Origin of the sequence: Pseudomonas sp. B14(2017) (assembly GCF_002113255.1) — a bacterium.
Lineage (GTDB): Bacteria > Pseudomonadota > Gammaproteobacteria > Pseudomonadales > Pseudomonadaceae > Aquipseudomonas > Aquipseudomonas putida_Z.
Genome location: NZ_NEJY01000015.1, coordinates 150,230 through 173,209, shown reverse-complemented (window position 1 = coordinate 173,209; position 22,980 = coordinate 150,230). Strand labels below are relative to the sequence as shown.

23 protein-coding genes are annotated in these 22,980 nt (G+C 63.6%); 10 read left to right on the top strand and 13 right to left on the bottom strand.

Annotated elements, in window-relative coordinates; all coding sequences use genetic code 11:
- Positions 1 to 321 precede the first annotated feature (321 nt).
- The gene (gene tyrS / locus CAG34_RS17205) at positions 322 to 1,521 is read right to left on the bottom strand and encodes a tyrosine--tRNA ligase (protein ID WP_085591411.1); all 1,200 of its coding nucleotides are present in this window, start codon (positions 1,519 to 1,521) and stop codon (positions 322 to 324) included.
- Between the two features lie 213 nt (positions 1,522 to 1,734).
- On the opposite strand from tyrS, the gene CAG34_RS17200 reads away from it, so the two are divergent.
- Positions 1,735 to 3,156 carry a peptidoglycan DD-metalloendopeptidase family protein gene (locus CAG34_RS17200; RefSeq protein ID WP_085591409.1) on the top strand — a complete coding sequence of 474 codons (1,422 nt, stop codon included), beginning with the start codon at positions 1,735 to 1,737 and terminating at the stop codon, positions 3,154 to 3,156.
- A gap of 4 nt (positions 3,157 to 3,160) precedes the next feature.
- Positions 3,161 to 4,252 carry an anhydro-N-acetylmuramic acid kinase gene (locus tag CAG34_RS17195; RefSeq protein WP_085591407.1) on the top strand — a complete coding sequence of 364 codons (1,092 nt, stop codon included), beginning with the start codon at positions 3,161 to 3,163 and terminating at the stop codon, positions 4,250 to 4,252.
- Between the two features lie 59 nt (positions 4,253 to 4,311).
- Here the strand turns inward: CAG34_RS17195 and erpA are convergent, their stop codons facing one another.
- Both erpA and argC read right to left on the bottom strand, forming a co-directional pair.
- Entirely contained in the window at positions 4,312 to 4,662 is a 351-nt protein-coding gene (gene erpA / locus CAG34_RS17190) for an iron-sulfur cluster insertion protein ErpA (RefSeq protein ID WP_015268740.1), read from the bottom strand.
- A 146-nt stretch (positions 4,663 to 4,808) separates the two neighbouring features.
- Entirely contained in the window at positions 4,809 to 5,843 is a 1,035-nt protein-coding gene (argC, locus tag CAG34_RS17185) for an N-acetyl-gamma-glutamyl-phosphate reductase (RefSeq protein WP_013970618.1), read from the bottom strand.
- 141 nt (positions 5,844 to 5,984) lie between these two features.
- On the opposite strand from argC, the gene hemJ reads away from it, so the two are divergent.
- From hemJ to CAG34_RS17155, 6 genes are all read left to right on the top strand, one after another.
- The gene (gene hemJ, locus CAG34_RS17180) at positions 5,985 to 6,410 is read left to right on the top strand and encodes a protoporphyrinogen oxidase HemJ (RefSeq protein ID WP_085591405.1); all 426 of its coding nucleotides are present in this window, start codon (positions 5,985 to 5,987) and stop codon (positions 6,408 to 6,410) included.
- 28 nt (positions 6,411 to 6,438) lie between these two features.
- Positions 6,439 to 7,395 (top strand): nitronate monooxygenase family protein, encoded by a 957-nt coding sequence (locus CAG34_RS17175; RefSeq protein WP_085591403.1) that lies wholly within the window; start codon positions 6,439 to 6,441, stop codon positions 7,393 to 7,395.
- Positions 7,396 to 7,462: 67 nt separating this feature from the next.
- Positions 7,463 to 8,245, top strand: a complete 783-nt coding sequence (locus CAG34_RS17170; RefSeq protein WP_085591401.1) for an SDR family oxidoreductase — start codon at positions 7,463 to 7,465, stop codon at positions 8,243 to 8,245.
- A 63-nt stretch (positions 8,246 to 8,308) separates the two neighbouring features.
- Complete coding sequence (locus CAG34_RS17165; RefSeq protein ID WP_013970615.1) at positions 8,309 to 8,647, top strand: histidine triad nucleotide-binding protein; 339 nt, start codon at positions 8,309 to 8,311, stop codon at positions 8,645 to 8,647.
- 65 nt (positions 8,648 to 8,712) lie between these two features.
- Positions 8,713 to 9,360: a 2-polyprenyl-3-methyl-6-methoxy-1,4-benzoquinone monooxygenase gene (gene coq7 / locus CAG34_RS17160; protein ID WP_025337477.1), complete on the top strand. Its 648-nt coding sequence runs from the start codon at positions 8,713 to 8,715 to the stop codon at positions 9,358 to 9,360.
- Positions 9,361 to 9,370: 10 nt separating this feature from the next.
- On the top strand, positions 9,371 to 10,411 hold the full coding sequence (locus CAG34_RS17155; protein ID WP_085591399.1) for a DUF2157 domain-containing protein: 1,041 nt from the start codon (positions 9,371 to 9,373) through the stop codon (positions 10,409 to 10,411).
- A 138-nt stretch (positions 10,412 to 10,549) separates the two neighbouring features.
- Here the strand turns inward: CAG34_RS17155 and CAG34_RS17150 are convergent, their stop codons facing one another.
- Positions 10,550 to 10,972 (bottom strand): OsmC family protein, encoded by a 423-nt coding sequence (locus CAG34_RS17150; protein WP_004376171.1) that lies wholly within the window; start codon positions 10,970 to 10,972, stop codon positions 10,550 to 10,552.
- Between the two features lie 191 nt (positions 10,973 to 11,163).
- Here CAG34_RS17150 and crp point away from each other — a divergent pair, with 191 nt between their 5' ends.
- Positions 11,164 to 11,808, top strand: a complete 645-nt coding sequence (crp, locus tag CAG34_RS17145) for a cAMP-activated global transcriptional regulator CRP (RefSeq protein WP_012270218.1) — start codon at positions 11,164 to 11,166, stop codon at positions 11,806 to 11,808.
- Here crp and CAG34_RS17140 read toward each other — a convergent pair.
- From CAG34_RS17140 to CAG34_RS17125, 4 genes are all read right to left on the bottom strand, one after another.
- Positions 11,805 to 12,509 carry a lipoate--protein ligase family protein gene (locus tag CAG34_RS17140; RefSeq protein ID WP_025337473.1) on the bottom strand — a complete coding sequence of 235 codons (705 nt, stop codon included), beginning with the start codon at positions 12,507 to 12,509 and terminating at the stop codon, positions 11,805 to 11,807. The two genes, crp and CAG34_RS17140, sit on opposite strands and share 4 nt — an antisense overlap.
- Before the next feature lie 183 nt (positions 12,510 to 12,692).
- Entirely contained in the window at positions 12,693 to 13,526 is an 834-nt protein-coding gene (gene trpC, locus CAG34_RS17135; RefSeq protein WP_025337472.1) for an indole-3-glycerol phosphate synthase TrpC, read from the bottom strand.
- The gene (gene trpD, locus CAG34_RS17130; RefSeq protein ID WP_013970609.1) at positions 13,523 to 14,572 is read right to left on the bottom strand and encodes an anthranilate phosphoribosyltransferase; all 1,050 of its coding nucleotides are present in this window, start codon (positions 14,570 to 14,572) and stop codon (positions 13,523 to 13,525) included. Before trpD ends, trpC begins: the two co-directional genes overlap by 4 nt.
- A gap of 9 nt (positions 14,573 to 14,581) precedes the next feature.
- Positions 14,582 to 15,175, bottom strand: a complete 594-nt coding sequence (locus CAG34_RS17125; RefSeq protein WP_003259809.1) for an aminodeoxychorismate/anthranilate synthase component II — start codon at positions 15,173 to 15,175, stop codon at positions 14,582 to 14,584.
- Between the two features lie 368 nt (positions 15,176 to 15,543).
- Here CAG34_RS17125 and estP point away from each other — a divergent pair, with 368 nt between their 5' ends.
- Positions 15,544 to 17,424 (top strand): esterase EstP, encoded by a 1,881-nt coding sequence (gene estP, locus CAG34_RS17120; protein ID WP_085591397.1) that lies wholly within the window; start codon positions 15,544 to 15,546, stop codon positions 17,422 to 17,424.
- Between the two features lie 131 nt (positions 17,425 to 17,555).
- Here estP and trpE read toward each other — a convergent pair whose 3' ends face one another.
- The 5 genes from trpE to CAG34_RS17095 form a co-directional block, all read right to left on the bottom strand.
- Complete coding sequence (gene trpE / locus CAG34_RS17115) at positions 17,556 to 19,037, bottom strand: anthranilate synthase component I (protein ID WP_013970606.1); 1,482 nt, start codon at positions 19,035 to 19,037, stop codon at positions 17,556 to 17,558.
- Between the two features lie 69 nt (positions 19,038 to 19,106).
- Complete coding sequence (locus CAG34_RS17110; protein ID WP_025337470.1) at positions 19,107 to 19,925, bottom strand: phosphoglycolate phosphatase; 819 nt, start codon at positions 19,923 to 19,925, stop codon at positions 19,107 to 19,109.
- Complete coding sequence (gene rpe, locus CAG34_RS17105) at positions 19,922 to 20,596, bottom strand: ribulose-phosphate 3-epimerase (protein ID WP_075044416.1); 675 nt, start codon at positions 20,594 to 20,596, stop codon at positions 19,922 to 19,924. The genes CAG34_RS17110 and rpe overlap by 4 nt, the downstream gene beginning before the upstream one ends.
- A gap of 194 nt (positions 20,597 to 20,790) precedes the next feature.
- Entirely contained in the window at positions 20,791 to 21,618 is an 828-nt protein-coding gene (locus tag CAG34_RS17100; RefSeq protein ID WP_013970603.1) for an ABC transporter permease, read from the bottom strand.
- A gap of 11 nt (positions 21,619 to 21,629) precedes the next feature.
- Positions 21,630 to 22,877 (bottom strand): ABC transporter permease, encoded by a 1,248-nt coding sequence (locus CAG34_RS17095; protein ID WP_013970602.1) that lies wholly within the window; start codon positions 22,875 to 22,877, stop codon positions 21,630 to 21,632.
- Positions 22,878 to 22,980 lie beyond the last annotated feature (103 nt).

Below are 22,980 nucleotides of genomic sequence, written 5' to 3'. Positions count from 1 at the left end.
GAAACTCGTTTAGCTTCAAACACTTGACTCGCTGCGATCTCTCGTAGCGGGAGGCGAATCATACAGCGTTTAGAAACGCTGTCAACCACCACCTCAACCGCTGCCGATCATTCGACCGTAGCCCTTTCAACTTCGCCTCAACTATCTAACTCATTGAATCTCAAGGAGTTTGTCGTTCCGGCGTCGCTGGAAGTGGGGCGCATTATAAGGGGATTCGAAACCCCGTCAACCCTTAATTTCAAGAAACTTTAATATCGCTGAAAAACAAAGCGGGGCGGCCTGTCGGCCTCCCCGCTTCTATATAGCTACACCTACCGACTATCACTCAGCCTTGAGGGTAACCCGGGCAAACGACTTCTTGCCCGCCTGACACACATGGGTAGCACCCAGCGCAAACACGAAGTCACGATCAACCACCGCACCATCGACCTTCACCGCACCACCACTCAGCAAGTCCCGCGCCTGAGCCGAGTTCTTCACCAGGCCAGCCCGGTTGAGTACGGCAGCAATCGGTAGGCTTTCGCCCGCAGCCACTTCAATTTCCGGCAGATCTTCCGGCAGCTCGCCTTCCTTCATACGGTTACCCGCGGCACGGTGAGCATTGGCCGCAGCCTCCTCGCCATGGAAGCGCGCAACGATCTCTTCCGCCAGCTTGATCTTGATATCGCGGGGGTTGGCACCACTGGCGACGTCGGCACGGAACTGCTCGATCTCTTCCATCGAACGGAAGCTCAGCAGTTCGAAGTAGCGCCACATCAGGGTATCCGGGATCGACACCAGCTTGCTGTACATCACCCCCGGCGCTTCCTGGATACCTACATAGTTACCCAGCGACTTGGACATCTTCTTCACGCCGTCGAGCCCTTCGAGCAGCGGCATGGTCACGATGTTCTGCGCTTCCTGGCCATAGGCGCGCTGCAGCTCACGCCCCATCAGCAGGTTGAACTTCTGGTCAGTACCACCCAGCTCGACATCCGCCTTCAGCGCCACCGAGTCATAGCCCTGCACCAGCGGGTACAGGAACTCATGGATGGCAATAGGCTGGTTGGTGGTGTAGCGCTTGTCGAAGTCATCGCGCTCGAGCATGCGCGCCACGGTGTACTGCGACGCCAGGCGAATGAAGTCGGCCGGGGTCAGCTTGTCCATCCAGGTGGAGTTGAACGCGACCTCGGTCTTGGCCGGGTCGAGGATCTTGAACACCTGCTGCTTGTAGGTTTCGGCGTTTTCCAGCACCTGCTCGCGGGTCAGCGGCGGGCGCGTGGCGCTCTTGCCGCTCGGGTCACCGATCATGCCGGTGAAGTCACCGATCAGGAAGATGACCTGGTGCCCCAGGTCCTGGAACTGGCGCAGCTTGTTGATCAGCACCGTGTGCCCAAGGTGCAGGTCAGGCGCGGTCGGGTCGAAGCCGGCCTTGATGCGCAGAGGCTGGCCGCGCTTGAGCTTCTCCACCAGTTCCGACTCGACCAGTACTTCTTCCGCACCGCGCTTGATAAGCGCCAGCTGCTCTTCAACCGACTTCATAGACAAACCCGCAAGGCTCAGATTCAGGGGGAGCCAACCATACAAGATCGGCCGTCAATTACAAGTTTCGCAAAGGAATGTGACCCGAACACGGGGTTGCGGCGTCTACGCGCCCTTGCGCGAAAATGGATTTGGTTATATTTTATACAGTTATTTCATCTTCATCATGTCATTCATCTTTTCCATTTCACCTTTTTCAAAGTCACCTTGCCCATGACCAACGAACCGCCTAAAGCGCCCCCGCTTTATCCGAAAAGCCATCTGTTGGCCGCCAGCGGCATCGCCGCCCTGCTCAGCCTGGCCCTGCTGGTGTTTCCCTCCAGCGAAGTGGAAGCCAAGAAAACCACCCTCAACCTCGAGCTGGAGAGCCCTGCCGAGCAGTTGAAGGACGAATCCCGCGCTGCGCCCCTGGTGCAGGCAGAAGGTGAGCAAGGCTCGCCATTCGCCCAGATCGAAGAGGCCGCCCCCGAGACCCAGAAGGCCGAGCAGGAAGCCCCTGCCGCCGAACCGGTCGTCGAAGCCGCCAAGCAACCCAGCCACCGCGAAGTCACCGTAGCCCGGGGCGATACCCTGTCCACCCTGTTCGCCAAGGTCGGCCTGCCGACCAATGCGGTGCACGACCTGCTGGCCAGCAACAAGCAGGCCAAGCAGTTCAGCCAGCTCAAGCACGGCCAGGTGCTGCAGTTCGAGCTCGACAAGGACGGCCAGCTGGCCAGCCTGCACAGCAAGGTCAGCAACCTCGAAACCATTCGCCTGACCAAGACCGACAAGGGCTATACCTTCAACCGCGAAATCAGCAAGCCGGTAGTGCGTACCGCTTACGCCCACGGCGTGATCAAAAGCTCGCTGTCGGCCTCGGCCCAGCGCGCCGGCCTGTCCCACAGCATGACCATGGACATGGCCCGCGTGCTGGGTTACGACATCGATTTCGCCCAGGACATTCGCCCGGGCGATGAATTCGACGTGGTCTACGAGCAGAAGGTGATGGACGGCAAGGTCGTCGGCACCGGTAACATCTTGTCCGCGCGCTTCACCAACCGCGGCAAGACCTACACCGCCGTGCGCTATACCAACAAGCAGGGCAACACCAGCTACTACACCGCTGATGGCAACAGCCTGCGCAAGGCCTTCATCCGCACCCCGGTCGACTTCGCCCGCATCAGCTCGCGCTTCTCCGCCGGCCGCAAGCACCCGATCCTTAACAAGATCCGTGCCCACAAAGGCGTCGACTACGCCGCCCCACGCGGCACTCCGATCAAGGCAGCCGGTGACGGCCGCATTGAGCTGGCCGGGCGCCGCGGTGGTTACGGCAACACCGTGATCATCCAGCACGGTAACCGCTACAAGACGCTGTACGGCCACATGCAGGGCTTTGCCAAGGGCATCAAGACCGGCGGCTCGGTCAAGCAGGGCCAGATCATCGGCTACATCGGCACCACCGGCCTGTCCACCGGCCCGCACCTGCACTACGAGTTCCAGGTCAACGGTGTGCATGTCGACCCGCTGAGCCAGAAAGTGCCGATGGCCGACCCGATCGCCAGGAACGAGCGCCAGCGTTTCCTGCAGCAGAGCCAACCCCTGATCGCCCGCATGGATCAGGAAAAGGCCACCCTGCTCGCAGCGAACAAGCGCTAAGCCCATGGCGCTCTACCTAGGGGTGATGTCCGGCACCAGCCTCGATGGCCTGGACATTGCCTTGATCGAACAAGGCGAGCAGCTCGCACTGCTCGCCACCCACTACCTGCCCATGCCCGGCGACCTGCGCCAGGAGCTGCTGGGCCTTTGCAGTAGCGGCCCTGACGAGATCGCCCGCGCTGCACTGGCGGAAAACCGCTGGGCCAGCCTGGCAGGCGAAGGCATCCGCCAACTGCTGGCCAGGCAAGGGCTGCAGGCCGGAGCCATCCGCGCCATCGGCAGCCACGGCCAGACCATCCGCCACGAACCTGCACGCGGTTTTACCGTACAGATCGGCAACCCGGCGCTGCTGGCCGAGCTTACCGGTATCAGCGTGGTCGCCGACTTCCGCCGTCGCGATGTGGCCGCCGGTGGCCAAGGTGCGCCACTGGTCCCGGCCTTCCATGAAACCCTGTTCAGCCACCTGGGCCAGCGCCTGGCCATTCTCAACGTGGGCGGTTTCAGCAACCTCAGCCTGATCGAACACGACAAGCCAGTCCACGGCTTCGACTGCGGCCCGGGCAACGTGCTGCTGGATGCCTGGATCGAGCGCAAGCGCGGCCAGGCCTACGATGCGGATGGGGCTTGGGCTGCCTCGGGCGTGGTGCAGGCCGACTTGCTCAGTGCACTGCTGGCCGACCCGTTCTTCGCCGGCAGCGGCCCGAAGAGCACCGGCCGCGAAGTATTCAACCTGCCCTGGCTGGATGGTCACCTGGCCCGCCTGCCCGCATACCGCGACGAGGACGTACAGGCAACATTGCTGGAACTGACCGCACGCAGCATCATCGACTCGTTGAGCAACGCCCAGCAAGACACTGAAGCGCTGCTGGTCTGCGGTGGCGGTGCGCGCAACGGCGCCCTGATGGCACGCCTCGGCCAGTTGCTGCCCGACGCCCGTGTCGCCAGCACCGGCGCCCATGGCGTGGACCCAGACTGGGTCGAAGCCATGGCCTTCGCCTGGCTGGCCCACTGTTGCCTGGAAGGCATCGCTGCCAATCGCCCTAGCGTGACAGCGGCCAAGGGCCTGCGCGTACTCGGCGCAATCTACCCGGCCTGAACGTTACGCCAGAAAGCAAAACGCCGCGCAATTGCGCGGCGTTTTCGTATGGCCAGGCCTCAGATCGAGAACGAGGAGCCGCAGCCACAGGTGGTAGCAGCGTTCGGGTTCTTGATCACGAAGCGCGAGCCTTCCAGGCCTTCCTGGTAATCCACCTCGGCGCCGGCCAGGTACTGGAAGCTCATCGGGTCGACCACAAGGGAAACACCTTCGCGCTCGACGATGGTGTCGTCTTCGGCCACGTCCTCATCGAAGGTGAAGCCATACTGGAAGCCCGAGCAGCCGCCACCGGTGACGAACACGCGCAGCTTCAGACGATCGTTGCCTTCCTCGGAAACCAGGTTCTTCACCTTTTGCGCAGCGCCGTGGGTGAATTCCAAAGCGGTGGGGGTGAAGGTTTCGACGCTCATGTTGATTCTCCCGGCGTGGTAGCCGCCATAAAACTCGATGACGCGCATTATCCGCTTTCCCGAGAAAATCGGTCAAGAATTGTGCGGCTTTAGTCGCGACCTACAAAAAGGCCCGCACGACGCGGGCCTTTTTGAACGCTGGCGGCTTACGGCAGCAGGCCCGCGTGTGACAAGCCCATGCGCTCGTCCAGGCCGAACAGGATGTTGAGGTTCTGCACCGCCTGGCCGGACGCGCCTTTGACCAGGTTGTCGATCACCGACAGCACCACCACCAGGTCACCACCTTGCGGGCGATGAACGGCAATGCGGCAGACGTTGGCGCCGCGCACACTGCGAGTTTCCGGGTGGCTGCCAGCCGGCATCACGTCGACGAACGGTTCATTGGCGTAACGCTTCTCGAACAGCGCCTGCAGGTCGACCGAGGTGTCGGCGACGGTAGCGTACAGGGTGGCGTGGATGCCACGGATCATTGGCGTCAGGTGCGGCACGAAAGTCAGGCCGATATCCTTGCCAGCGGCCAGGCGCAGGCCCTGGCTGATTTCCGGCAGGTGGCGATGGCCCTTCACTGCGTAGGCTTTCATGCTTTCGCCGGCCTCGCAGAACAGCGAGCCCACCGCCGCACCACGGCCAGCGCCGCTGACACCCGACTTGCAGTCGGCGATCAGGCGCGACGGGTCGGCCAGGCCAGCTTCCAGCAGCGGCAGGAAGCCCAGTTGGGTGGCGGTCGGGTAGCAACCCGGCACAGCGATCAGGCGTGCCTGGCGAATCTTCTCGCGGTTGACTTCAGGCAGGCCGTATACCGCGTCCTTGAGCAGCTCTGGCGCACCGTGCGGCTGGCCGTACCACTTGCCCCACTCGGCGGCGTCCTGCAGGCGGAAGTCGGCCGACAGGTCGATCACCTTGGTACCGGCCGCCAGCAGTTCGCCAGCCAGGGCGTGAGCAACACCGTGCGGGGTGGCGAAGAACACCACGTCGCAGGCGGCCAGGGTCTTGCTGTCCGGCACGCTGAACGCCAGCCCGTCATAGTGGCCGCGCAGGTTCGGGTACATGTCCGCCACTGCAACGCCCGCCTCGGAGCGCGAAGTGATGACCGCCACTTCGGCCTGTGGATGCTGTGCCAGCAGACGCAACAGTTCGACGCCGGTGTAACCCGTGCCGCCGACGATACCGACCTTGATCATAACGCTTGCCCCTTATCAACGAGCCGTCTGGAAAGCGCACGATAATAGGGGCGCAAGGCGCCTGTAACAACTCTTCGGGTGACCCTTCGGGCGCTTGACCACTACTATCTGACGACCGTGAATACCTGAAGGAACTCCCCCATGCTTTACCTATGGATCAAAGCGCTGCATATCGTCAGCGTGGTCTGCTGGTTCGCCGGCCTGTTCTACCTGCCGCGGCTGTTCGTCTACCACGCCCAAAGCCAGGACAGCATCAGCCAGGAACGCTTCGTGGCCATGGAGCGCAAGCTGTTTCGCGGCATCATGAACCCGGCGATGATCGCCACCTACGTGTTCGGCGCGTGGATGCTCTACCTCACGCCCGGCTGGCTCAGCCAGGGCTGGCTGCATGCCAAACTGACCCTGGTCATCCTGCTGACCGTCTACCATCACATGTGCGGCGCCCAGCGCAAGCGCTTCGCCAGCGGCAGCAACACCCGCAGCCACGTCTACTATCGCTGGTTCAACGAAGTGCCCGTGCTGTTCCTGCTGGGTATCGTGATTCTGGTGGTGGTCAAACCGTTCTGACATAGCCACCCGCTCAAGGAGCCTTGCCATGTCGTTACCTGCCTCCCTCGAACAACGCCTGCGCCTGCCCGTGGTTGCCGCACCGATGTTCCTGATCTCCAACCCCAGGCTGGTACTGGCCTGCTGCTCCAGCGGCGTGGTCGGCAGCTTCCCGGCCCTGAACCAGCGCGACAGCGCCGGCTTCAAGGCCTGGCTGGAGGAAATCGAGGCAGGCCTGGCACAGCTGCAGGCGCCAGCACCCTATGCCGTCAACCTGATCGTCCACCCGACCAACCCGCGCCTGCAGGCCGACCTGGCGTTGTGCGTGGAACACCGCGTGCCGATCGTCATCACCAGCCTCGGCGCGGTGAAGGAAGTGGTCGATGCCGTGCATGGCTACGGCGGCCTGGTGTTCCACGATGTCACCACCCGCCGCCATGCCGAGAAAGCCGCCGAAGCCGGTGTCGATGGCCTGATCGCCGTTGCTGCCGGCGCAGGCGGCCATGCGGGCACCTGGAGCCCGTTCGCCCTGGCCGCGGAGATTCGCCAGTTCTTCGACAAGACCCTGCTGCTGGCCGGTTGCCTCAACCACGGCCACGAGATCCTCGCCGCGCAAATGCTGGGTGCGGACCTTGCGTACATGGGCACCCGCTTCATCGCCACCGCAGAAAGCCAGGCCCCGGACGCCTACAAGCAGATGCTGCTCGATTCCCATGCCGCCGACATCGTCCACACCCCGGCGGTGTCCGGCGTTCCCGCCAGCTTCCTGCGCCCGAGCCTGGAACAGGCCGGCTATGACATGAACGCCATCAAGGACGGCCATGAGCAAGGCAAGCTCAAGCCGATCGACGACGAAGCCAAGGCCTGGAAGACCGTGTGGTCGGCGGGCCAGGGGGTCGGCGGTATCGACGACCTGCCCAGCGCCAGCGCGCTGATCGGACGGCTGCATGACGAGTACCGGGACGCCCTGGAACGCTGCCAGGCCCTGCGCGCCCGCACCCTGTAGCAAAAGGCAACACCTTGCCCGGCCAAGCTGTACACTAGGCGCCCTCTTCAGCCCCCAGGAGCCTTGCATGACCCGTTACGCCATGATCACTGGTGCTTCCAGCGGCCTGGGCCTGGCCCTGGCGGAAGCCCTGGCGCGGCGCGGGCGCAATCTGATCCTGGTGGCACGCCAGCGTGAAACGCTGGAGCCGGTGGCCATCGAGCTGACCCAACGCTTCGGTGTCGAGGTGCTTTTCCGTGCCTGCGACCTCAGCCAGCCGTTGCGCCTGTCGGGCTTCGTGCTGGAGCTGGAGGAAGGCGAGCGGCGCATCGACCTGCTGGTCAATTGTGCCGGCCTGCGCACCTACGGGCCATTCCTGGCCCATGAGTGGGCCGACGAGCAGGACCTGCTTGAAGTCAACGTGCTGGCCCTGAGCCGCCTGTGCCACGCCATCGGTAACCTGATGGCGGTGCAGGGCGGCGGGCAGATCCTCAATGTCGCCGGCCTGGCCGGGGTGGCGCCAGGCCCGTGGATGGCCGCCTATGCCGCCAGCAAGGCCTATGTGCTGAGCTTCTCCCAGGCCTTGCGTGAAGAGCTCAAGCGCACCGGCATCAAGGTTTCGGTACTGTGCCCCGGCCCGGTGCACTCCTCGCGCCGGCGCATTCCACGGCTGGATGGCAAGCCACGCTGCCTCAGCCCCGAAGAAGTGGCGCTGTATACCGTGCGCGCGCTGGACAAGAACCGTGCACTGATACTGCCCGGCCGTCGCAACCGCTGGCTGGCGTTCGCCCCGCGCCTGCTGCCACGGTGGCTGGTGCGCAAGCTGGCAGGGGCCATCCACCGCCGCTATTGCCCGGTAGGCATGGAATAGCCACTGGGCGAGCGGCGCCCGGCTGAGTACACTCGGCCCGACCCTCACCATGGAGCAAGTGCTGTGGACGATTTATTCATCAAGATCATCAACCGGGAGATCCCGGCGAAGATCATCTACGAGGACGACCAGGTTCTGGCGTTCCACGATATCGCCCCCCAGGCGCCCGTGCATTTTCTGGTCATCCCGAAAAAGCACATCCGCACCCTCAATGACTTGACCGAAGAAGACAAAGGCCTGGCTGGTCACATCTTGTTCACCGCCCAGCGTCTGGCCAAGGAACTTGGCTGCGAGGAAGGCTTCCGCGTAGTGATGAACTGCAACGAGCAAGGCGGCCAGACCGTCTACCACATCCACATGCACGTGCTTGGCCAGCGCCAGATGCACTGGCCACCGGGCTGATCCACGGCAAGCGACCCTGCCACTATTGCGGTAAACTGTCGGGCACATTCTTGCGGAGGTGCCCGATGGCTACCGAACGTCACTACTCGCCGCTCGACCGCTTGTTGCTGCAGGCCGATACCGCCATGCGCACCTTGCTGCCCTTCAGCGGCCAACCCGCCCGCCCATCGCCGGCCATCGTCCAGCCGGACGTCGACCTGGACGAACAGCAGGCTCGTCATGTTGCCGGGCTGATGCGTATCAACCACACCGGTGAAGTCTGCGCCCAGGCGCTGTACCAGGGCCAGGCCCTGACCGCCAAGCTGCCCGAAGTGCGCAAGGCCATGGAACACGCCGCCGAGGAAGAAGTGGACCACCTGGCCTGGTGCGAACAGCGCATTCGCCAGCTGAACAGCCACCCCAGCGTGCTCAACCCGTTGTTCTACGGTATGTCGTTCGGTATCGGCGCACTCGCCGGGCTGGTCAGCGACAAGGTCAGCCTGGGCTTCGTCGCCGCCACCGAGCATCAGGTGTGCAAGCACCTCGACGAGCACCTGGAGCAGATCCCGCAGGAAGACGAAAAGTCCCGGGCCATCCTCGAACAGATGCGCATCGATGAGGAACAGCACGCCGAGTCTGCACTGGAAGCCGGCGGTTATCGCTTCCCCGCCCCTGTTCGCTTTGGCATGAGCCTGTTGGCCAAGGTCATGACCAAGAGCACCTACCGTATCTGAAGGCATCACCATGACGGACCGTTTCGACGCCAAGGACCTGGCGCGCGCCGTGCAAGCCGGCATTCTCCAGCCGGGCCAGGACCAGGCCCTGCTGGCTTTCCTGCACCAGCAGCCGGCACAGCGCGGCAGCTTCCAGCTAGCCCATGTCGCTTTCTACTTCGGCGCCATGCTGATCATGGCAGCCATGGGCTGGCTGCTCACCGAAGCCTGGATGCGCATCGGCGACTGGGCGCTGCTGGTCATCGCCAGCCTCTATATCCTGCTGCTCACGCTGTTCGCCGTTAACCTGCAACGGCGCGTACAGCCCGTCGCGGCCGGCGTGCTGGCGGCAGTCGCGGTCAGCATCGTGCCATTGGCGGTGTTCGCCATCGAACGGCTGGCTGGCTGGTGGCCAATGGATGATGCGCAGGCAAACTATCACCAGTACTACACCTACGTGCAGGGCGGCTGGCTGGCAATGGAAGCAGCCACGGTGCTTGCCGGGCTGTTGATGCTGAGGCTGATCCCCTACCCGTTCATCGTCATGCCGATTGCCGTGGCCTTGTGGTTCATGTCGATGGACCTGAGCGAATGGTTCTTCGGCTCGCCATTCAGCTGGGAACAGCGCCGCGAGGTTTCGCTGTGGTTCGGGCTCGGGTTACTGGTGGTGTTCGTCGGGGTGGACGGCCGCACCCGCGAAGACTACGCCCACTGGGGCTACCTGGCCGGGCTGGCGGCATTCTGGGGCGGGCTGACGCTGGTGGACAGCGGCAGCGAGCTGGGCAAGGCCTTGTACTGCCTGATCAATATTGCCCTGATGGGTATGGCGGTGCTGTTGCGTCGGCCGGTGTTCATGGTTTTCGGGGCGTTGGGCGTAGCGGCTTACCTGGGGTACCTGTCGTACGAGGTGTTTGCCGACTCGCTGCTGTTCCCGGTGGTGGTGACCTTGATCGGGCTGGGGGTTATCGGGCTGGGGCTGGTTTACCAGAAGCGGCGGGAGCGGTTGAGCCGGGTGATGCGCGGTTGTTTGCCGGGATGGGTGCGTGCTGCGCTGCCGGCGCTTCGCAGCTGAAATTGTCGGGGCCGCTCCGCGCCCCATCGCCGGCAAGCCAGCTCCCACCTCGACCGCATTGACCTCAAGCCATGTGCTATCCCTGTGGGAGCTGGCTTGCCGGCGATGGGCTGCAACGCAGCCCCAAAAATCTGCGGTTCAACCCAGCTCTACAATCTCGTACCCGTGGGTAATCTCAACCCCGGCACGCTCGAGCATGATCGAAGCCGAGCAATACTTCTCCGCCGACAGCTCCACCGCACGCTTGACCTGGGCCTCCTTCAGCCCACGCCCCTTCACCACGAAGTTCATGTGGATCTTGGTAAACACCTTCGGGTCTTCGCTGGCACGCTCGGCCTCCAGGAACGCCTCGCAGCTTTCTACCGCCTGGCGCGACTTCTTCAGAATGCTGACCACGTCAAAGCTGCTGCAGCCACCCAGGCCCAGCAACAGCATTTCCATCGGGCGCACGCCCAGGTTACGGCCGCCGGCCTCGGGCGGGCCGTCCATCACGACGACATGGCCGCTCCCCGATTCGCCGAGGAACATCGCCTCACCGGCCCACTGGATACGTGCCTTCATCTACCCGGACTCCTGATTTTCGGAAAAGGGTGTCAGCTTAGACCTTGTACGGCTGTGGGAAAAGCACGAGTCGTGTCGGTTTAGTACCGAAACATCCTGTAGTGTCTGATAAGCTGGCGCCAAATGACTGGCGCGTTCCGCCAGCCGACCTTTATAAAAAGCCTATGCGTCATATCGAACAGGATTTCGTGATGGTTGCTTCCGCCCTACCCGCCAAGATCAAGAACATCGACAAGCTGCTGGTGCACTGCCAGCGCCGTCGCTATACCGCCAAAAGCAACATCATCTGCGCCGGCGACCGGGCCGAGACACTGTCGTTCATCATCAAGGGTTCGGTCACCATCCTCATCGAGGACGATGACGGCCATGAAATGATCATCGCCTACCTCAACAATGGCGACTTCTTCGGCGAGTTGGGCCTGTTCGAACCGGTCGAGGGTGAACAGCAGCGCAGTGCCTGGGTGCGCGCCAAGACCGAATGCGAAGTAGCCGAAATCAGTTATGAGAAGTTTCGCGAACTGGCGCGCCAGGACCCGGAAATCCTCTATGCCCTGGGCAGCCAGATGGCCCAGCGCCTGCGCAACACCACGCGCAAGGTCGGCGACCTGGCGTTCTTCGACGTTACCGGGCGTGTCGCCCGCTGCCTGCTGGAGCTGTGCAAGCAACCCGACGCCATGACCCACCCCGATGGCATGCAGATCAAGATCACTCGTCAGGAAATCGGCCGCATCGTCGGTTGCTCGCGGGAAATGGTCGGCCGCGTCCTCAAGGACCTTGAAGAACGCAGCCTGGTGCAGGTCAAAGGCAAGACCATGGTGGTCTACGGTACCCGCTAGTCCCTGGGCAGGTCGGCCAGCACCTTGGCATAGGCCTGCGACAGCCGCTCGAACCATGGGGCCGCAGGCGCCACTTCGTGCAGGGCGATGTGCGCATCGGCGCGGCAGCGCTGTTCCAGCTCGCAGCACTCGTTGAAGCGGTTGACCGCCGCCACCATCGATTCACGCTCGTTGTCCAGCAGCAGCGCACCGTGCACCAGCACCACCGGGCGCTTGCCACCCAGCCCCTGGCGCCAGCGCTGGGCGGTGCCCACCAGTTTGCGGCCATTGAGGTTGACGTTGTAGCGGCCATCGCAGAAGGCGCCGTCGATTTCGCCCACCGACGCCACCCCGCCCCACTCGCGCAGCACGTCACACAGCGGCAGGCACAGGCGCTCGTAGGCGTTTTCGATACGGCCGTGGTCGCCTTCGCTGCGGGGGGCAACATAGACCAGGGCAACGTTCACCGTGGCGTGTGATTGCGGCACCGGCTCGCCGCCGGTTTCGCGCAGCAGCACCGGCCAGCCGGCGATCGCCAGCTCCGAGCAGGCGGCTTCGAAATTGTCCAGACGGCTCATGCGCCGGGGCATGACCAGGGCGTGGTCGGTCGGGCGCCAGAACAGCACGCCACTGTCGCGCTCGCCGCGGCAGACGGCGGCCAGCAATTCCTGTTCGGCGTGCAGGCCTTGTTCTACGGTCAGGGCCAGGGGTTGATCGGTCATTGATCCACCTTTGATGTTGTTATTCAGGGCCTCTTCGCGGGCACGCCCGCTCCCACAGGGATTACCACAGGCCCCGAGGGTGATGGAGAACCTGTGGGAGCGGGCGAGCCGAAGCGTCGGACCGCCGCGAAGGGGCCATTACAGGCATACAAAAAAGCCGGCAATAACGCCGGCTTCATTTGATCAGTCCAGTTGCTGAACAGTCTTCTTCACCTGTTCCGGGAAGAACAACCGCTGCAGCTCCAGCCCCGGCTGCTCGGCGCGCATGAACGCCTCACCGACCAGGAAGGAGTAGACCTCGTTGATCTCCATCAGCTCCACATCGGCCCGGTTCAAGATGCCACTCTCGGTAATCGCCAGGCGATCACGCGGAATACGCGGCAGCAGGTCGAGGGTGGTTTCCAGGCTGACCTCGAAGGTGTGCAGGTTGCGGTTGTTCACCCCCACCAGCGGTGTATCCAGGGTTTTCAACGCGCGCTCCAGCTCATCGCCGTCGTGCACTTCCACCAGCACGTCGAGGCCGACATCCTTGGCCGTGGCCGCCAGTTCGGCCATCTTCACGTCATCCAGCGCCGACACGATCAGCAGTACACAGTCCGCGCCCAGGGCCCGGGCCTCGACGATCTGGTACGGGTCAACCATGAAGTCCTTGCGGATCACCGGCAGCGACACCGCCGCGCGGGCCTGCTGCAGGTACTCGTCGGCGCCCTGGAAGTAGTCCACATCGGTCAGCACCGACAGGCACGTCGCCCCGCCCTTCTCGTAGCTGACGGCGATTTCCGCCGGCACGAAATGCTCGCGAATCACGCCCTTGCTCGGCGAGGCCTTCTTGATTTCGGCAATCACCGCCGGCTGCTTGCGCGCGGCTTGCTCGATCAGGGCCTTGGCAAAGCCACGCGGGGCGTCGGCAGCCTTGGCCAGGGCCTCCAGTTCGGCGAGGCTGACGCGCGCGCTGCGCTCGGCCACTTCCTGAAACTTGCGGGCGATGATCCTTTCCAGCACCGTCGGCACACTCATGCTTCGTTCTCCACCTTGAATACTGCAGTAAAGGCGCCCAGCTCCTGCAGCTTCTCCCAGGCCAGCCCGGTGTGCAGTACGTCGTGGGCCAGTTCCACACCGGCTTTCAGGCTCATGGCATGGTCAGCGGCATACAGCGCCGCGCCCGCATTGAGCACGATCATCTCGGCGGCCTTCTGGCCGTTTTCGGTCTTGCGTCGGCCCAGTGCATCGCGGATCAGCTCCAGCGACGCCTGCGGGTTCTCGACGGCCAGGCCGTGCAGGCTCTGGCTCTTCATGCCGAGGTCTTCCGGCTCTACCCAGTATTCGGTGATTTCGCCATTCTTCAGTTCGGCGACGAAGGTCGGCGCAGCCAGGCTGAACTCGTCCAGGCCATCCTTCGAGTGCACCACCAGCACGTGCTTGCTGCCCAGGCGCTGCAGTACTTCAGCCAACGGGCGGCACAGGGTCTGGGCAAATACACCGACCACCTGGTGCTTCACCCCGGCCGGATTCGTAAGCGGGCCGAGCATGTTGAACAGGGTTCGCAGCCCCAGGTCGCGACGCGGGCCGGCAGCGTGCTTCATGGCCGAATGATGGCTTTGCGCGAACATGAAGCCGATGCCCAGGCTATCGATGCAGCGGGCCACCTGGGTGGGCGTCAGGTTCAGGTAGATACCGGCGGCCTCCAGCAGGTCGGCACTGCCGCTCTTGCCCGATACCGCGCGGTTGCCATGCTTGGCCACGGTGCAACCTGCAGCCGCCAGGACGAACGACGAGGCGGTGGACACGTTGAAGATGTTGGCGCCATCACCGCCGGTACCGACGATATCGACCACGCCATCGAGGCTCTGCAGTTCGACCTTGTCGGCCAGCTCGCGCATCACCGACACCGCACCGACGATCTCGTCGATGCTTTCGCTCTTCATGCGCATGCCCATCAGGAAGGCGCCGATCTGCGCTTCGCTGCACTGGCCGGTCATGATCTGGCGCATGACGTCGCGCATTTCTTCGGTGGAAAGGTCCAGCTGGCCGACGATACGGCTCAACGCACTCTTGATATCCATGTTCGATCCTTAGCGGCGGCCGCCGGTCTGCTTGAGGAAGTTGGCGAACAGTTCGTGGCCCTGTTCGGTCAGGATCGACTCGGGGTGGAACTGCACCCCTTCGATATTCAGCGTCTTGTGGCGCAGGCCCATGATCTCGTCGACCGAACCGTCAGCATGGGCGGTCCAGGCGGTCACTTCCAAGCACTCGGGCAAGGTTTCGCGCTTTACCACCAGCGAGTGGTAACGGGTCACGGTCAACGGGTTGTTGAGGCCGGCGAACACGCCCAGGTCACGGTGATGTACCGGGCTGGTCTTGCCGTGCATCACCTGGCGGGCACGTACCACATCACCACCAAAGGCCTGGCCGATGGACTGGTGGCCCAGGCATACGCCAAGGATCGGCAGCTTGCCGGCAAAGTGCAGGATGGCCTCGATGGACACGCCTGCCTCGCTCGGCGTACACGGGCCTGGAGATACGACGATGCGCTCGGGGTTGAGGGCTTCGATCTGGGCGATGGTCATTTCGTCATTGCGAATGACCTTTACCTCGGCACCCAGCTCGCCAAGGTACTGAACGACGTTGTAAGTGAATGAGTCGTAATTGTCGATCATCAGTAACATCGGGTTAAACCTCTTGAATCTACTGACTTCAGAATTCGAACCTTTCTGCACCAGCCAACAGGCGCGGCTTTGCCACAAGGGGCGGTAGACAGGAAGGCAAACGGGGGCGGGCCGGACGGGCCGGCAGGGGATAAAGTCAGGCGCGCCAACGCCAACGGGCGTGGGCCTTGATTACGCGCATCAAGAGTTTGCTGACGATCAACACAGGATAGGTCTCGCTCATACGTCCCGGCACAGTAGCCTACCGGGACGGCGGGCGCAATATGCCTGTAAACACGGGGAAACGAATGGACTTGGGAGGGATGCACTGCGATTTGCTAAGGTCGATGGGGTTGTCCTGATAAAAACAAAGAAAAGGATGTTCCTTGATGCGAAAAGCACCGTTATTGCGCTTTACCCTCGCCTCATTGACGTTAGCCTGCAGCCAGGCCTTCGCGGCACCCTCGCCCTACTCCAGCATGATCGTGTTTGGTGACAGCCTCAGCGACGCCGGGCAGTTTGACGGGGTGCGCTTCACCAACCGCGATGCCAATGGCAATTATGCGCCAGTGTCACCGATGATCCTGGGCGGGCGGCTCGGTGTGAGCCCGACCGAGCTTGGCCCTTCCACCTCCCCGGTCAATCCGGTGCTGGGCCTTCCCGACGGCAACAACTGGGCAGTCGGTGGCTACACCACCCAGCAGATCCTGGATTCGATCACCACTACCTCCGAGACCGTCATCCCACCAGGACGCCCCGGCGCCGGGCAGGTACTGCGTGATAAACCGGGCTACCTGGCCAATGGCCTGCGCGCCGACCCCAACGCGTTGTATTACCTGACTGGCGGCGGCAATGACTTCCTGCAAGGCCTGGTCAACAGCCCGGCCGATGCCGTGGCCGCTGGCGCCCGCCTAGCCGCCAGCGCCCAGGCCCTGCAGCAAGGCGGCGCCCGTTACATCATGGTCTGGCTGCTGCCCGACCTCGGGCAGACACCGAACTTCAGCGGTACGCCGCAACAAAACCCGCTGTCGCTGCTATCCGGCGCGTTCAACCAGTCCCTGCTCAGCCAGCTGGGGCAGATCGATGCCGAAATCATTCCGCTGAACATTCCCGTGCTGCTGAGCGAAGCACTGGCCAGCCCCGAGCAGTTCGGCCTGGCCAGCGGCCAGAACCTGGTCGGCACCTGCTACAGCGGCGAAGGCTGCGTGGAAAACCCGGTGTATGGCATCAACGGCGCCACGCCAGACCCGACCAAGCTGCTGTTCAACGACTCGGTGCACCCGACCATCGCCGGCCAGCAACTGATTGCCGACTACGCCTATTCGATCATCGCCGCCCCCTGGGAACTGACCCTGCTCCCGGAAATGGCCCACGCCAGCCTGCGTGCCCACCAGGACGAACTGCGCAACCAGTGGCAGACACCCTGGCAGGCAGTTGGCCAGTGGCAAGCCTTCGTTGCCACCGGCGCCCAGGACCTGGACTTCGACGGCCAGCGCAGCGCGGCCAGCGGCGATGGCCGCGGCTACAACCTGACCCTGGGCGGCAGCTACCGCCTGAACGATGCATGGCGCCTGGGCCTGGCCGGCGGCGTGTACCGGCAGAAGCTGGAAGCCGGCGCACAGGATTCGGACTACAAACTGGACAGCTACCTTGCCAGCGCATTCGCCCAATACCGCCAGGACCGCTGGTGGGCCGACGCGGCGCTGACCGCCGGGCACCTGGACTACAGCGACCTCAAGCGCACCTTCGCCCTTGGCGTGAACGACCGCAGCGAAAAGGGCGACACCGATGGCGAGGCCTGGGCTATGTCGGGACGGCTGGGCTACAACCTGGCGGCCGAGAGCAGCAGCTGGCAGCTGGCGCCGTTCATCAGCGCCGACTATGCGCGGGTGAAGGTGGATGGCTATGACGAGAAAAGCGGGCGCTCGACGGCGCTGGGCTTCGATGACCAGGAACGTACATCACGCCGTTTGGGCGTGGGGTTGCTGGGCAGTGTGCAGGTGCTGCCGAGTACCCGGCTGTTCGCCGAGGTGGCGCAGGAGCACGAGTTCGAGGATGACCAGCAGGATGTGACGATGCACCTGACCAGCCTGCCGGCAAATGACTTCACCCTGACCGGGTATACGCCGCACAGCGACCTGACCCGGGCGAGCCTGGGGGTGAGCCATGAAGTGGTGGCGGGGGTGCATTTGCGCGGTAACTACAACTGGCGCAAGAGTGATGAATTGACGCAGCAGGGAGTGAGCTTGGGCGTCAGCGTCGACTTTTGAATTGATGGGGCCGCGTTGCGGCCCTTCGCGGGCTCGCCCGCTCCCACAGGTATTGCACAGGCCTTGCAGCATGTGATTTCCCTGTGGGAGCGGGCATGCCCGCGAAGGGCTGCAACGCAGCCCCGATCAACTTATTTGGCCGAAGTCTGCTCAGCCAACGCCACCGCGCGGAACATTGCCCGGCGCTTGTTGATGGTCTCTTCCCACTCCAGCGCCGGCACCGAGTCGGCAACGATGCCGCCCCCGGCCTGCACATGCAGCTCACCGTCCTTGATTACCGCGGTACGGATGGCAATGGCGGTATCCATGTTGCCGTTCCACGCGAAGTAACCGACGGCACCACCGTAAACCCCACGCTTGACCGGCTCCAGCTCGTCGATGATCTCCATCGCGCGAATCTTCGGCGCACCCGAAAGCGTACCGGCCGGCAGGATCGCCCGCAGTGCGTCCATCGCCGTCAGCCCTTCGCGCAGTTGGCCAGTGACGTTGGACACAATGTGCATCACGTTGGAGTAACGCTCGATCACCATCTTCTCGGTCAGGCGCACGCTGCCGGTCGAGGACACGCGACCGACGTCGTTACGGCCCAGGTCGATCAGCATCAGGTGCTCGGCAATTTCCTTGTCGTCCGACAGCAGGTCGTCTTCCAGCGCGCGGTCGGCCTCTTCGGTAGCGCCACGCGGGCGGGTGCCGGCAATCGGGCGTACGGTGACCAGGTTGTCCTCGACGCGTACCAGCACCTCGGGCGAGCTGCCGACCACATGGAAGTCGCCAAAGTTGAAGAAATACATGTACGGCGTCGGGTTGAAGCAGCGCAGCGCGCGGTACAGGTCGATTGGCGCAGCCTTGAAGTCGATCGACATGCGCTGCGACGGCACCACCTGCATGCAGTCACCGGCCAGGATGTATTCCTTGATGCGGCCGACGGCGTTCTCGTAATCCTCGCGGGTATAGCTGGAGCGGAATTCCGGCTCGGCAGCCTGCGGGCCACTCAGGTCCAGGCCACGGCGTGGGGTGATCGGCTGACGCAGGGTTTCCAGCAGGCCTTGCAGGCGTGCCTGGCCCTGTTCGAAAGCCTGCTCTTCAGCCGGGTCGACCAGCACGATCGCGTGCATCTTGCCCGCCAGGTTGTCGAACACCACCACCGCATCGGACACCATCAGCAGGATATCCGGCACCCCCAGCGGGTCCGGGTTGGGGCTGGCACCCAGGCGCTTTTCCACATAGCGCACGCAGTCGTAGCCGAAGTAGCCGACCAGGCCGCCGTTGAAGCGCGGCAGGCCAGGGATATCGGCGACCTTGTAACGGTCCTTGAATGTTTCGACAAAGGCCAGCGGGTCTTCGACATCGTGGCTTTCCACCTCCACGCCATCCTGCAGGATGCTGACGTGGTAGCCGTGCACACGCATCACCGTGCGCGACGGCAGGCCGATCATCGAGTAACGGCCCCATTTCTCGCCGCCCTGCACCGATTCGAGCAGGTACGAGTTGGGCTGGTCGGCCAGTTTCAGGTAGATCGACAGCGGCGTGTCGAAGTCGGCCAGGGTTTCGCAGGCCAGGGGAATGCGGTTGTAGCCGGCAGCGGCCAGGCGCAGGAATTCTTCGCGGGTCATGGGTAGCCTCGTGGCAAGCAGCAATAGGTCAGGCAAACGGACGGGCCGGCACGCGCCGGCAGGCTGAAGTCAGGCGCGCCAACGCCAACGGGCCAGGGCCTTGATGACTTTCATCCAGAATTTGCCGGTAACCGCCACGGTGGACTCTCTGTCTTGTGAGGCTTGAAGGTCCGCCAACGTTATCCCAGTGGCCGGGTCTGCGCAACCGGGCAGCAATGCGCGCAGGTCGTCGATCACCAGGCTGGGGGCTTCGTCGTGGATCGGCCGGCCGTGGTTGTAGCCGTAGGTCAGGCCCACGCACTGCACACCAGCCGCCTTGGCCGCCAGCACGTCACTGCGTGAATCGCCGACAAACAGCGACTGCTGCGGGGTGACACCGGCCATCTGCATGACGAACAGCAGCGCCGCAGGGTCGGGCTTTTTCTGCGGCAGGGTGTCGCCGCCGATGATCCAGCGAAAGTAGTTGCCGATCTTCATCTGGTCCAGCAGCGGGCCAACGAAGCGCTCGGGCTTGTTGGTGATCAGCGCCATTTCCACGCCCTGCTTGCGCAGCCAGCGCAGGGTGTCCTGCACACCGGGGTAGACCACGGTCAGTTCGTGGCTTTCGGCATAGGCGTCCATGAATAGCGCCAACGCCTGGTCGGCCAGCGCATCGTCCACGGCAGCGTGGTCGATGCCACCGGCCAGCGCCCGGCGCACCAGCACCTGGGCACCGTTGCCCACCCAGTGGCGCACCGCCTCCAGGCCGGCAGGCGGGCGCCCCAGTTCGAGCAGCATGCGGTCCACGGCGGCGGCCAGGTCTGGCACGGAATCGATCAGGGTACCGTCCAGATCGAACATCACCAGCCTGGGCAGCGCCCCCGGGAACAGCTGCTCGAAGCCGCTCATGGGCGGGCCTGAGCCAGTTCGGAGCGCATCCTGGCGATGACTTCCTGGTAGTCCGGGGCGTTGAAGATTGCCGAGCCGGCCACGAAGGTGTCGGCGCCAGCGGCAGCGATCTCGCGGATGTTGTTGACGTTGACGCCACCGTCGATTTCCAGGCGGATATCACGGCCGCTGGCGTCGATCAGCGCACGCGCCTCGCGCAGCTTGTCGAGGGTGCCAGGGATGAACTTCTGCCCGCCGAAGCCCGGGTTGACGCTCATCAGCAGCACCATGTCGACCTTGTCCATCACGTACTTCAGCGCGTCCAGGCTGGTGGCCGGGTTGAATACCAGGCCGGCCTTGCAGCCACCGTCCTTGATCAGCTGCAGCGAACGGTCGATGTGCTGCGAGGCTTCCGGGTGGAAGGTGATGTAGGTGGCACCAGCTTCGATGAAGTCGCCGATGATGCGGTCGACCGGGCTGACCATCAGGTGCACGTCGATCGGGGCGGTGACGCCGTACTTGCGCAGGGCGGTGCAGACCATCGGGCCGATGGTCAGGTTGGGGACGTAGTGGTTGTCCATGACATCGAAGTGGACGATGTCGGCACCCGCGGCCAATACCTTGTCGACGTCCTCGCCCAGTCGGGCGAAATCGGCGGAGAGAATGGAGGGGGCAATAGCGTAGGGCTGCATGGCGCACCTGTTGGCAGAATCACGGTGGCGCGCATTGTAACCCAGGGAAGCGGATGAAGGCTGATTAGCATCAACCTGGACCGGCCCCTTCGCGGCTAAAGCCGCTCCCACAGGGACCGCGCAGCCATCGAAAGCTGCACAAATCCTGTGGGAGCGGCTTTAGCCGCGAAGAGGCCCGCACAGGCAACATACCCTCAACCAGGCTGCTGAGTTCTCAGCTTCTCGCTACGCCCACGCAACCACTCCAGGGTCAGCAGCAACACCACCGAGAAGGCAATCAGCAAGGTCGCCGCCGCAGCAATGGTCGGGCTCAGGTTCTCGCGAATACCACTGAACATCTGCCGCGGCAGGGTCGCCTGCTCCGGCCCGGCCAGGAACAGGGTCACCACTACTTCGTCAAACGACGTGGCAAAGGCGAACAATGCCCCCGAAATCACCCCGGGCGCGATCAGCGGCAGGGTCACCCGGCGGAAAGTCAGCAGCGGCGAGGCGCCCAGGCTGGCTGCCGCGCGCACCAGGTTGTAGTTGAAGCCCTGCAAGGTCGCCGACACGGTAATGATGACGAACGGCACGCCCAGTACCGCATGCACCAGAATCAGCGAGGTGAAGCTGTTGCCCATGCCCAGCGGGGCGAAGAACAGGTAGCTGGCCACACCGATGATCACCACCGGCACCACCATCGGTGAAATCACCAGCGCCATCACCAGCGACTTGCCAGGGAAGTCGCCACGGGTCAGGCCGATGGCCGCCAGGGTGCCGAACACCATGGCCAGCACTGTGGCTGCCGGGGCGACGATGATGCTGTTCTTCAAGGCCCGCATCCACTCGGCCGAGCCGAAGAAGTCCTGGTACCACTGCAGCGAGAAGCCCTGCAGCGGGTACACCAGGAAACTGCCACTGTTGAACGACAGCGGCACGATCACCAGCACCGGCAATATGAGGAACAGCAGGATCAAGCCGCAAAGAATGCGCAGGCTGTAGAACCACACCCGCTCCACGGGCGACATGTAAGGGCTCAGCATGACAAGGCTCCTCAGCTCAGGCGCAGGCGGCTGGCGCCGACCAGCCAGCTATAGATCAGGTACAACAGCACGGTCGCCAGCAGCAACAGCCCGCCCAGTGCGGTGGCCATGCCCCAGTTGATGCTGGTGTTGGTGTAGAAGGCCACGAAGTAGCTGACCATCTGGTCATTCGGGCTGCCCAGCAGTGCCGGGGTGATGTAGTAGCCGATGGCCAGGATGAACACCAGCAGGCAACCAGCGCCAACCCCGGCGTAGGTCTGCGGGAAGTAGACCCGCCAGAAACTGGCGAACGGGTGGCAGCCCAGCGAGATCGCCGCACGCATGTAACTTGGCGAAATGCCCTTCATCACGCTGTACAGCGGCAGGATCATGAATGGCAACAGGATGTGCACCATCGAGATGTACACGCCGGTGCGGTTGAACACCAGTTCCAGCGGCTGGTCGATGATGCCCATGGCCATCAGCGCGCTGTTGATCAGGCCACCCGACTGCAGCAGCACGATCCACGCCGCCACCCGCACCAGGATCGAGGTCCAGAACGGCAGCAGCACCAGGATCATCAGCAGGTTGCTCTGCCGGGTCGGCAGGTTGGCCAGCAGGTAGGCCAGCGGGTAGGCCAGCACCAGACAGATGGCGGTAATCACCACACCCATCCACAGGGTGCGGGCGAAGATATCCAGGTAGATGGCCTGGTCCGGGGTGGCCTTGGCCAGTTCGCCAAGGTCATCGATACGGTGGTCGAGCGAAGCCAGCAGGTAGAACGAGGTGACCGTACTGGTGTTGCGGCGGATCGCCTGCCAGTAGGCCGGGTCGCCCCAACGCTCGTCGAGGGCCTGCAAGGCATCTTTATAGGAAGCGGGTTCGCTCTTGAACGGCAGCGCCCGCGCGGTCTTGGCCAACAGGCTGCGGTAACCGGCCAGCTCCATGTTCAGGCGCTTGGAAAGGTCGCCCAGGGTCTGGTTCTTGCGCGACTCGGCCAGGTCCTGGCTCAACGCCTTGTACACGTCCTCGCCCGGCAGGCTCTTGCCATCCCACTGGGTGATGACGCCCACGGTGCGCGGCAGGCCGCCAACCACTTCCGGGTTGCCGACGCTCTTGTACAGCAGCGCCGCGATCGGCACCAGGAACACCAGCAGGAGAAACAGCGCCAGCGGCGCGATCAACGCCTGCGCCTTCCAGCGGTTGACCCGCTCGGCGTGCTTGAGGCGCTGCTTGAGACTTGGACCTGCGCCTTCTTTGAGGGGCACTGCAATGGCCATGGCGAACTCCGCGATACGAACTGAAAATGGGGCTGCTGCGCAGCCCATCGCCGGCAAGCCAGCTCCCACAGGTACTGCACTGGCCTCGGGGCTTCTGATCCCT

What these genes read in the sequence shown, in the direction of transcription:
- CAG34_RS17155 (WP_085591399.1), top strand. Translation starts at nt 9,371, where the DNA reads ATGACGGACCGTTTCGACGCCAAGGACCTGGCGCGCGCCGTGCAAGCC.
- CAG34_RS17095 (WP_013970602.1), bottom strand. Translation starts at nt 22,877, where the DNA reads ATGGCCATTGCAGTGCCCCTCAAAGAAGGCGCAGGTCCAAGTCTCAAG.
- CAG34_RS17150 (WP_004376171.1), bottom strand. Translation starts at nt 10,972, where the DNA reads ATGAAGGCACGTATCCAGTGGGCCGGTGAGGCGATGTTCCTCGGCGAA.
- rpe (WP_075044416.1), bottom strand. Translation starts at nt 20,596, where the DNA reads ATGCAGCCCTACGCTATTGCCCCCTCCATTCTCTCCGCCGATTTCGCC.
- hemJ (WP_085591405.1), top strand. Translation starts at nt 5,985, where the DNA reads ATGCTTTACCTATGGATCAAAGCGCTGCATATCGTCAGCGTGGTCTGC.
- argC (WP_013970618.1), bottom strand. Translation starts at nt 5,843, where the DNA reads ATGATCAAGGTCGGTATCGTCGGCGGCACGGGTTACACCGGCGTCGAA.
- trpC (WP_025337472.1), bottom strand. Translation starts at nt 13,526, where the DNA reads ATGAGTGTGCCGACGGTGCTGGAAAGGATCATCGCCCGCAAGTTTCAG.
- CAG34_RS17125 (WP_003259809.1), bottom strand. Translation starts at nt 15,175, where the DNA reads ATGTTACTGATGATCGACAATTACGACTCATTCACTTACAACGTCGTT.
- trpE (WP_013970606.1), bottom strand. Translation starts at nt 19,037, where the DNA reads ATGACCCGCGAAGAATTCCTGCGCCTGGCCGCTGCCGGCTACAACCGC.
- CAG34_RS17110 (WP_025337470.1), bottom strand. Translation starts at nt 19,925, where the DNA reads ATGAGCGGCTTCGAGCAGCTGTTCCCGGGGGCGCTGCCCAGGCTGGTG.
- CAG34_RS17170 (WP_085591401.1), top strand. Translation starts at nt 7,463, where the DNA reads ATGACCCGTTACGCCATGATCACTGGTGCTTCCAGCGGCCTGGGCCTG.
- estP (WP_085591397.1), top strand. Translation starts at nt 15,544, where the DNA reads ATGCGAAAAGCACCGTTATTGCGCTTTACCCTCGCCTCATTGACGTTA.
- trpD (WP_013970609.1), bottom strand. Translation starts at nt 14,572, where the DNA reads ATGGATATCAAGAGTGCGTTGAGCCGTATCGTCGGCCAGCTGGACCTT.
- CAG34_RS17100 (WP_013970603.1), bottom strand. Translation starts at nt 21,618, where the DNA reads ATGCTGAGCCCTTACATGTCGCCCGTGGAGCGGGTGTGGTTCTACAGC.
- coq7 (WP_025337477.1), top strand. Translation starts at nt 8,713, where the DNA reads ATGGCTACCGAACGTCACTACTCGCCGCTCGACCGCTTGTTGCTGCAG.
- CAG34_RS17140 (WP_025337473.1), bottom strand. Translation starts at nt 12,509, where the DNA reads ATGACCGATCAACCCCTGGCCCTGACCGTAGAACAAGGCCTGCACGCC.
- tyrS (WP_085591411.1), bottom strand. Translation starts at nt 1,521, where the DNA reads ATGAAGTCGGTTGAAGAGCAGCTGGCGCTTATCAAGCGCGGTGCGGAA.
- CAG34_RS17200 (WP_085591409.1), top strand. Translation starts at nt 1,735, where the DNA reads ATGACCAACGAACCGCCTAAAGCGCCCCCGCTTTATCCGAAAAGCCAT.
- erpA (WP_015268740.1), bottom strand. Translation starts at nt 4,662, where the DNA reads ATGAGCGTCGAAACCTTCACCCCCACCGCTTTGGAATTCACCCACGGC.
- CAG34_RS17175 (WP_085591403.1), top strand. Translation starts at nt 6,439, where the DNA reads ATGTCGTTACCTGCCTCCCTCGAACAACGCCTGCGCCTGCCCGTGGTT.
- crp (WP_012270218.1), top strand. Translation starts at nt 11,164, where the DNA reads ATGGTTGCTTCCGCCCTACCCGCCAAGATCAAGAACATCGACAAGCTG.
- CAG34_RS17195 (WP_085591407.1), top strand. Translation starts at nt 3,161, where the DNA reads ATGGCGCTCTACCTAGGGGTGATGTCCGGCACCAGCCTCGATGGCCTG.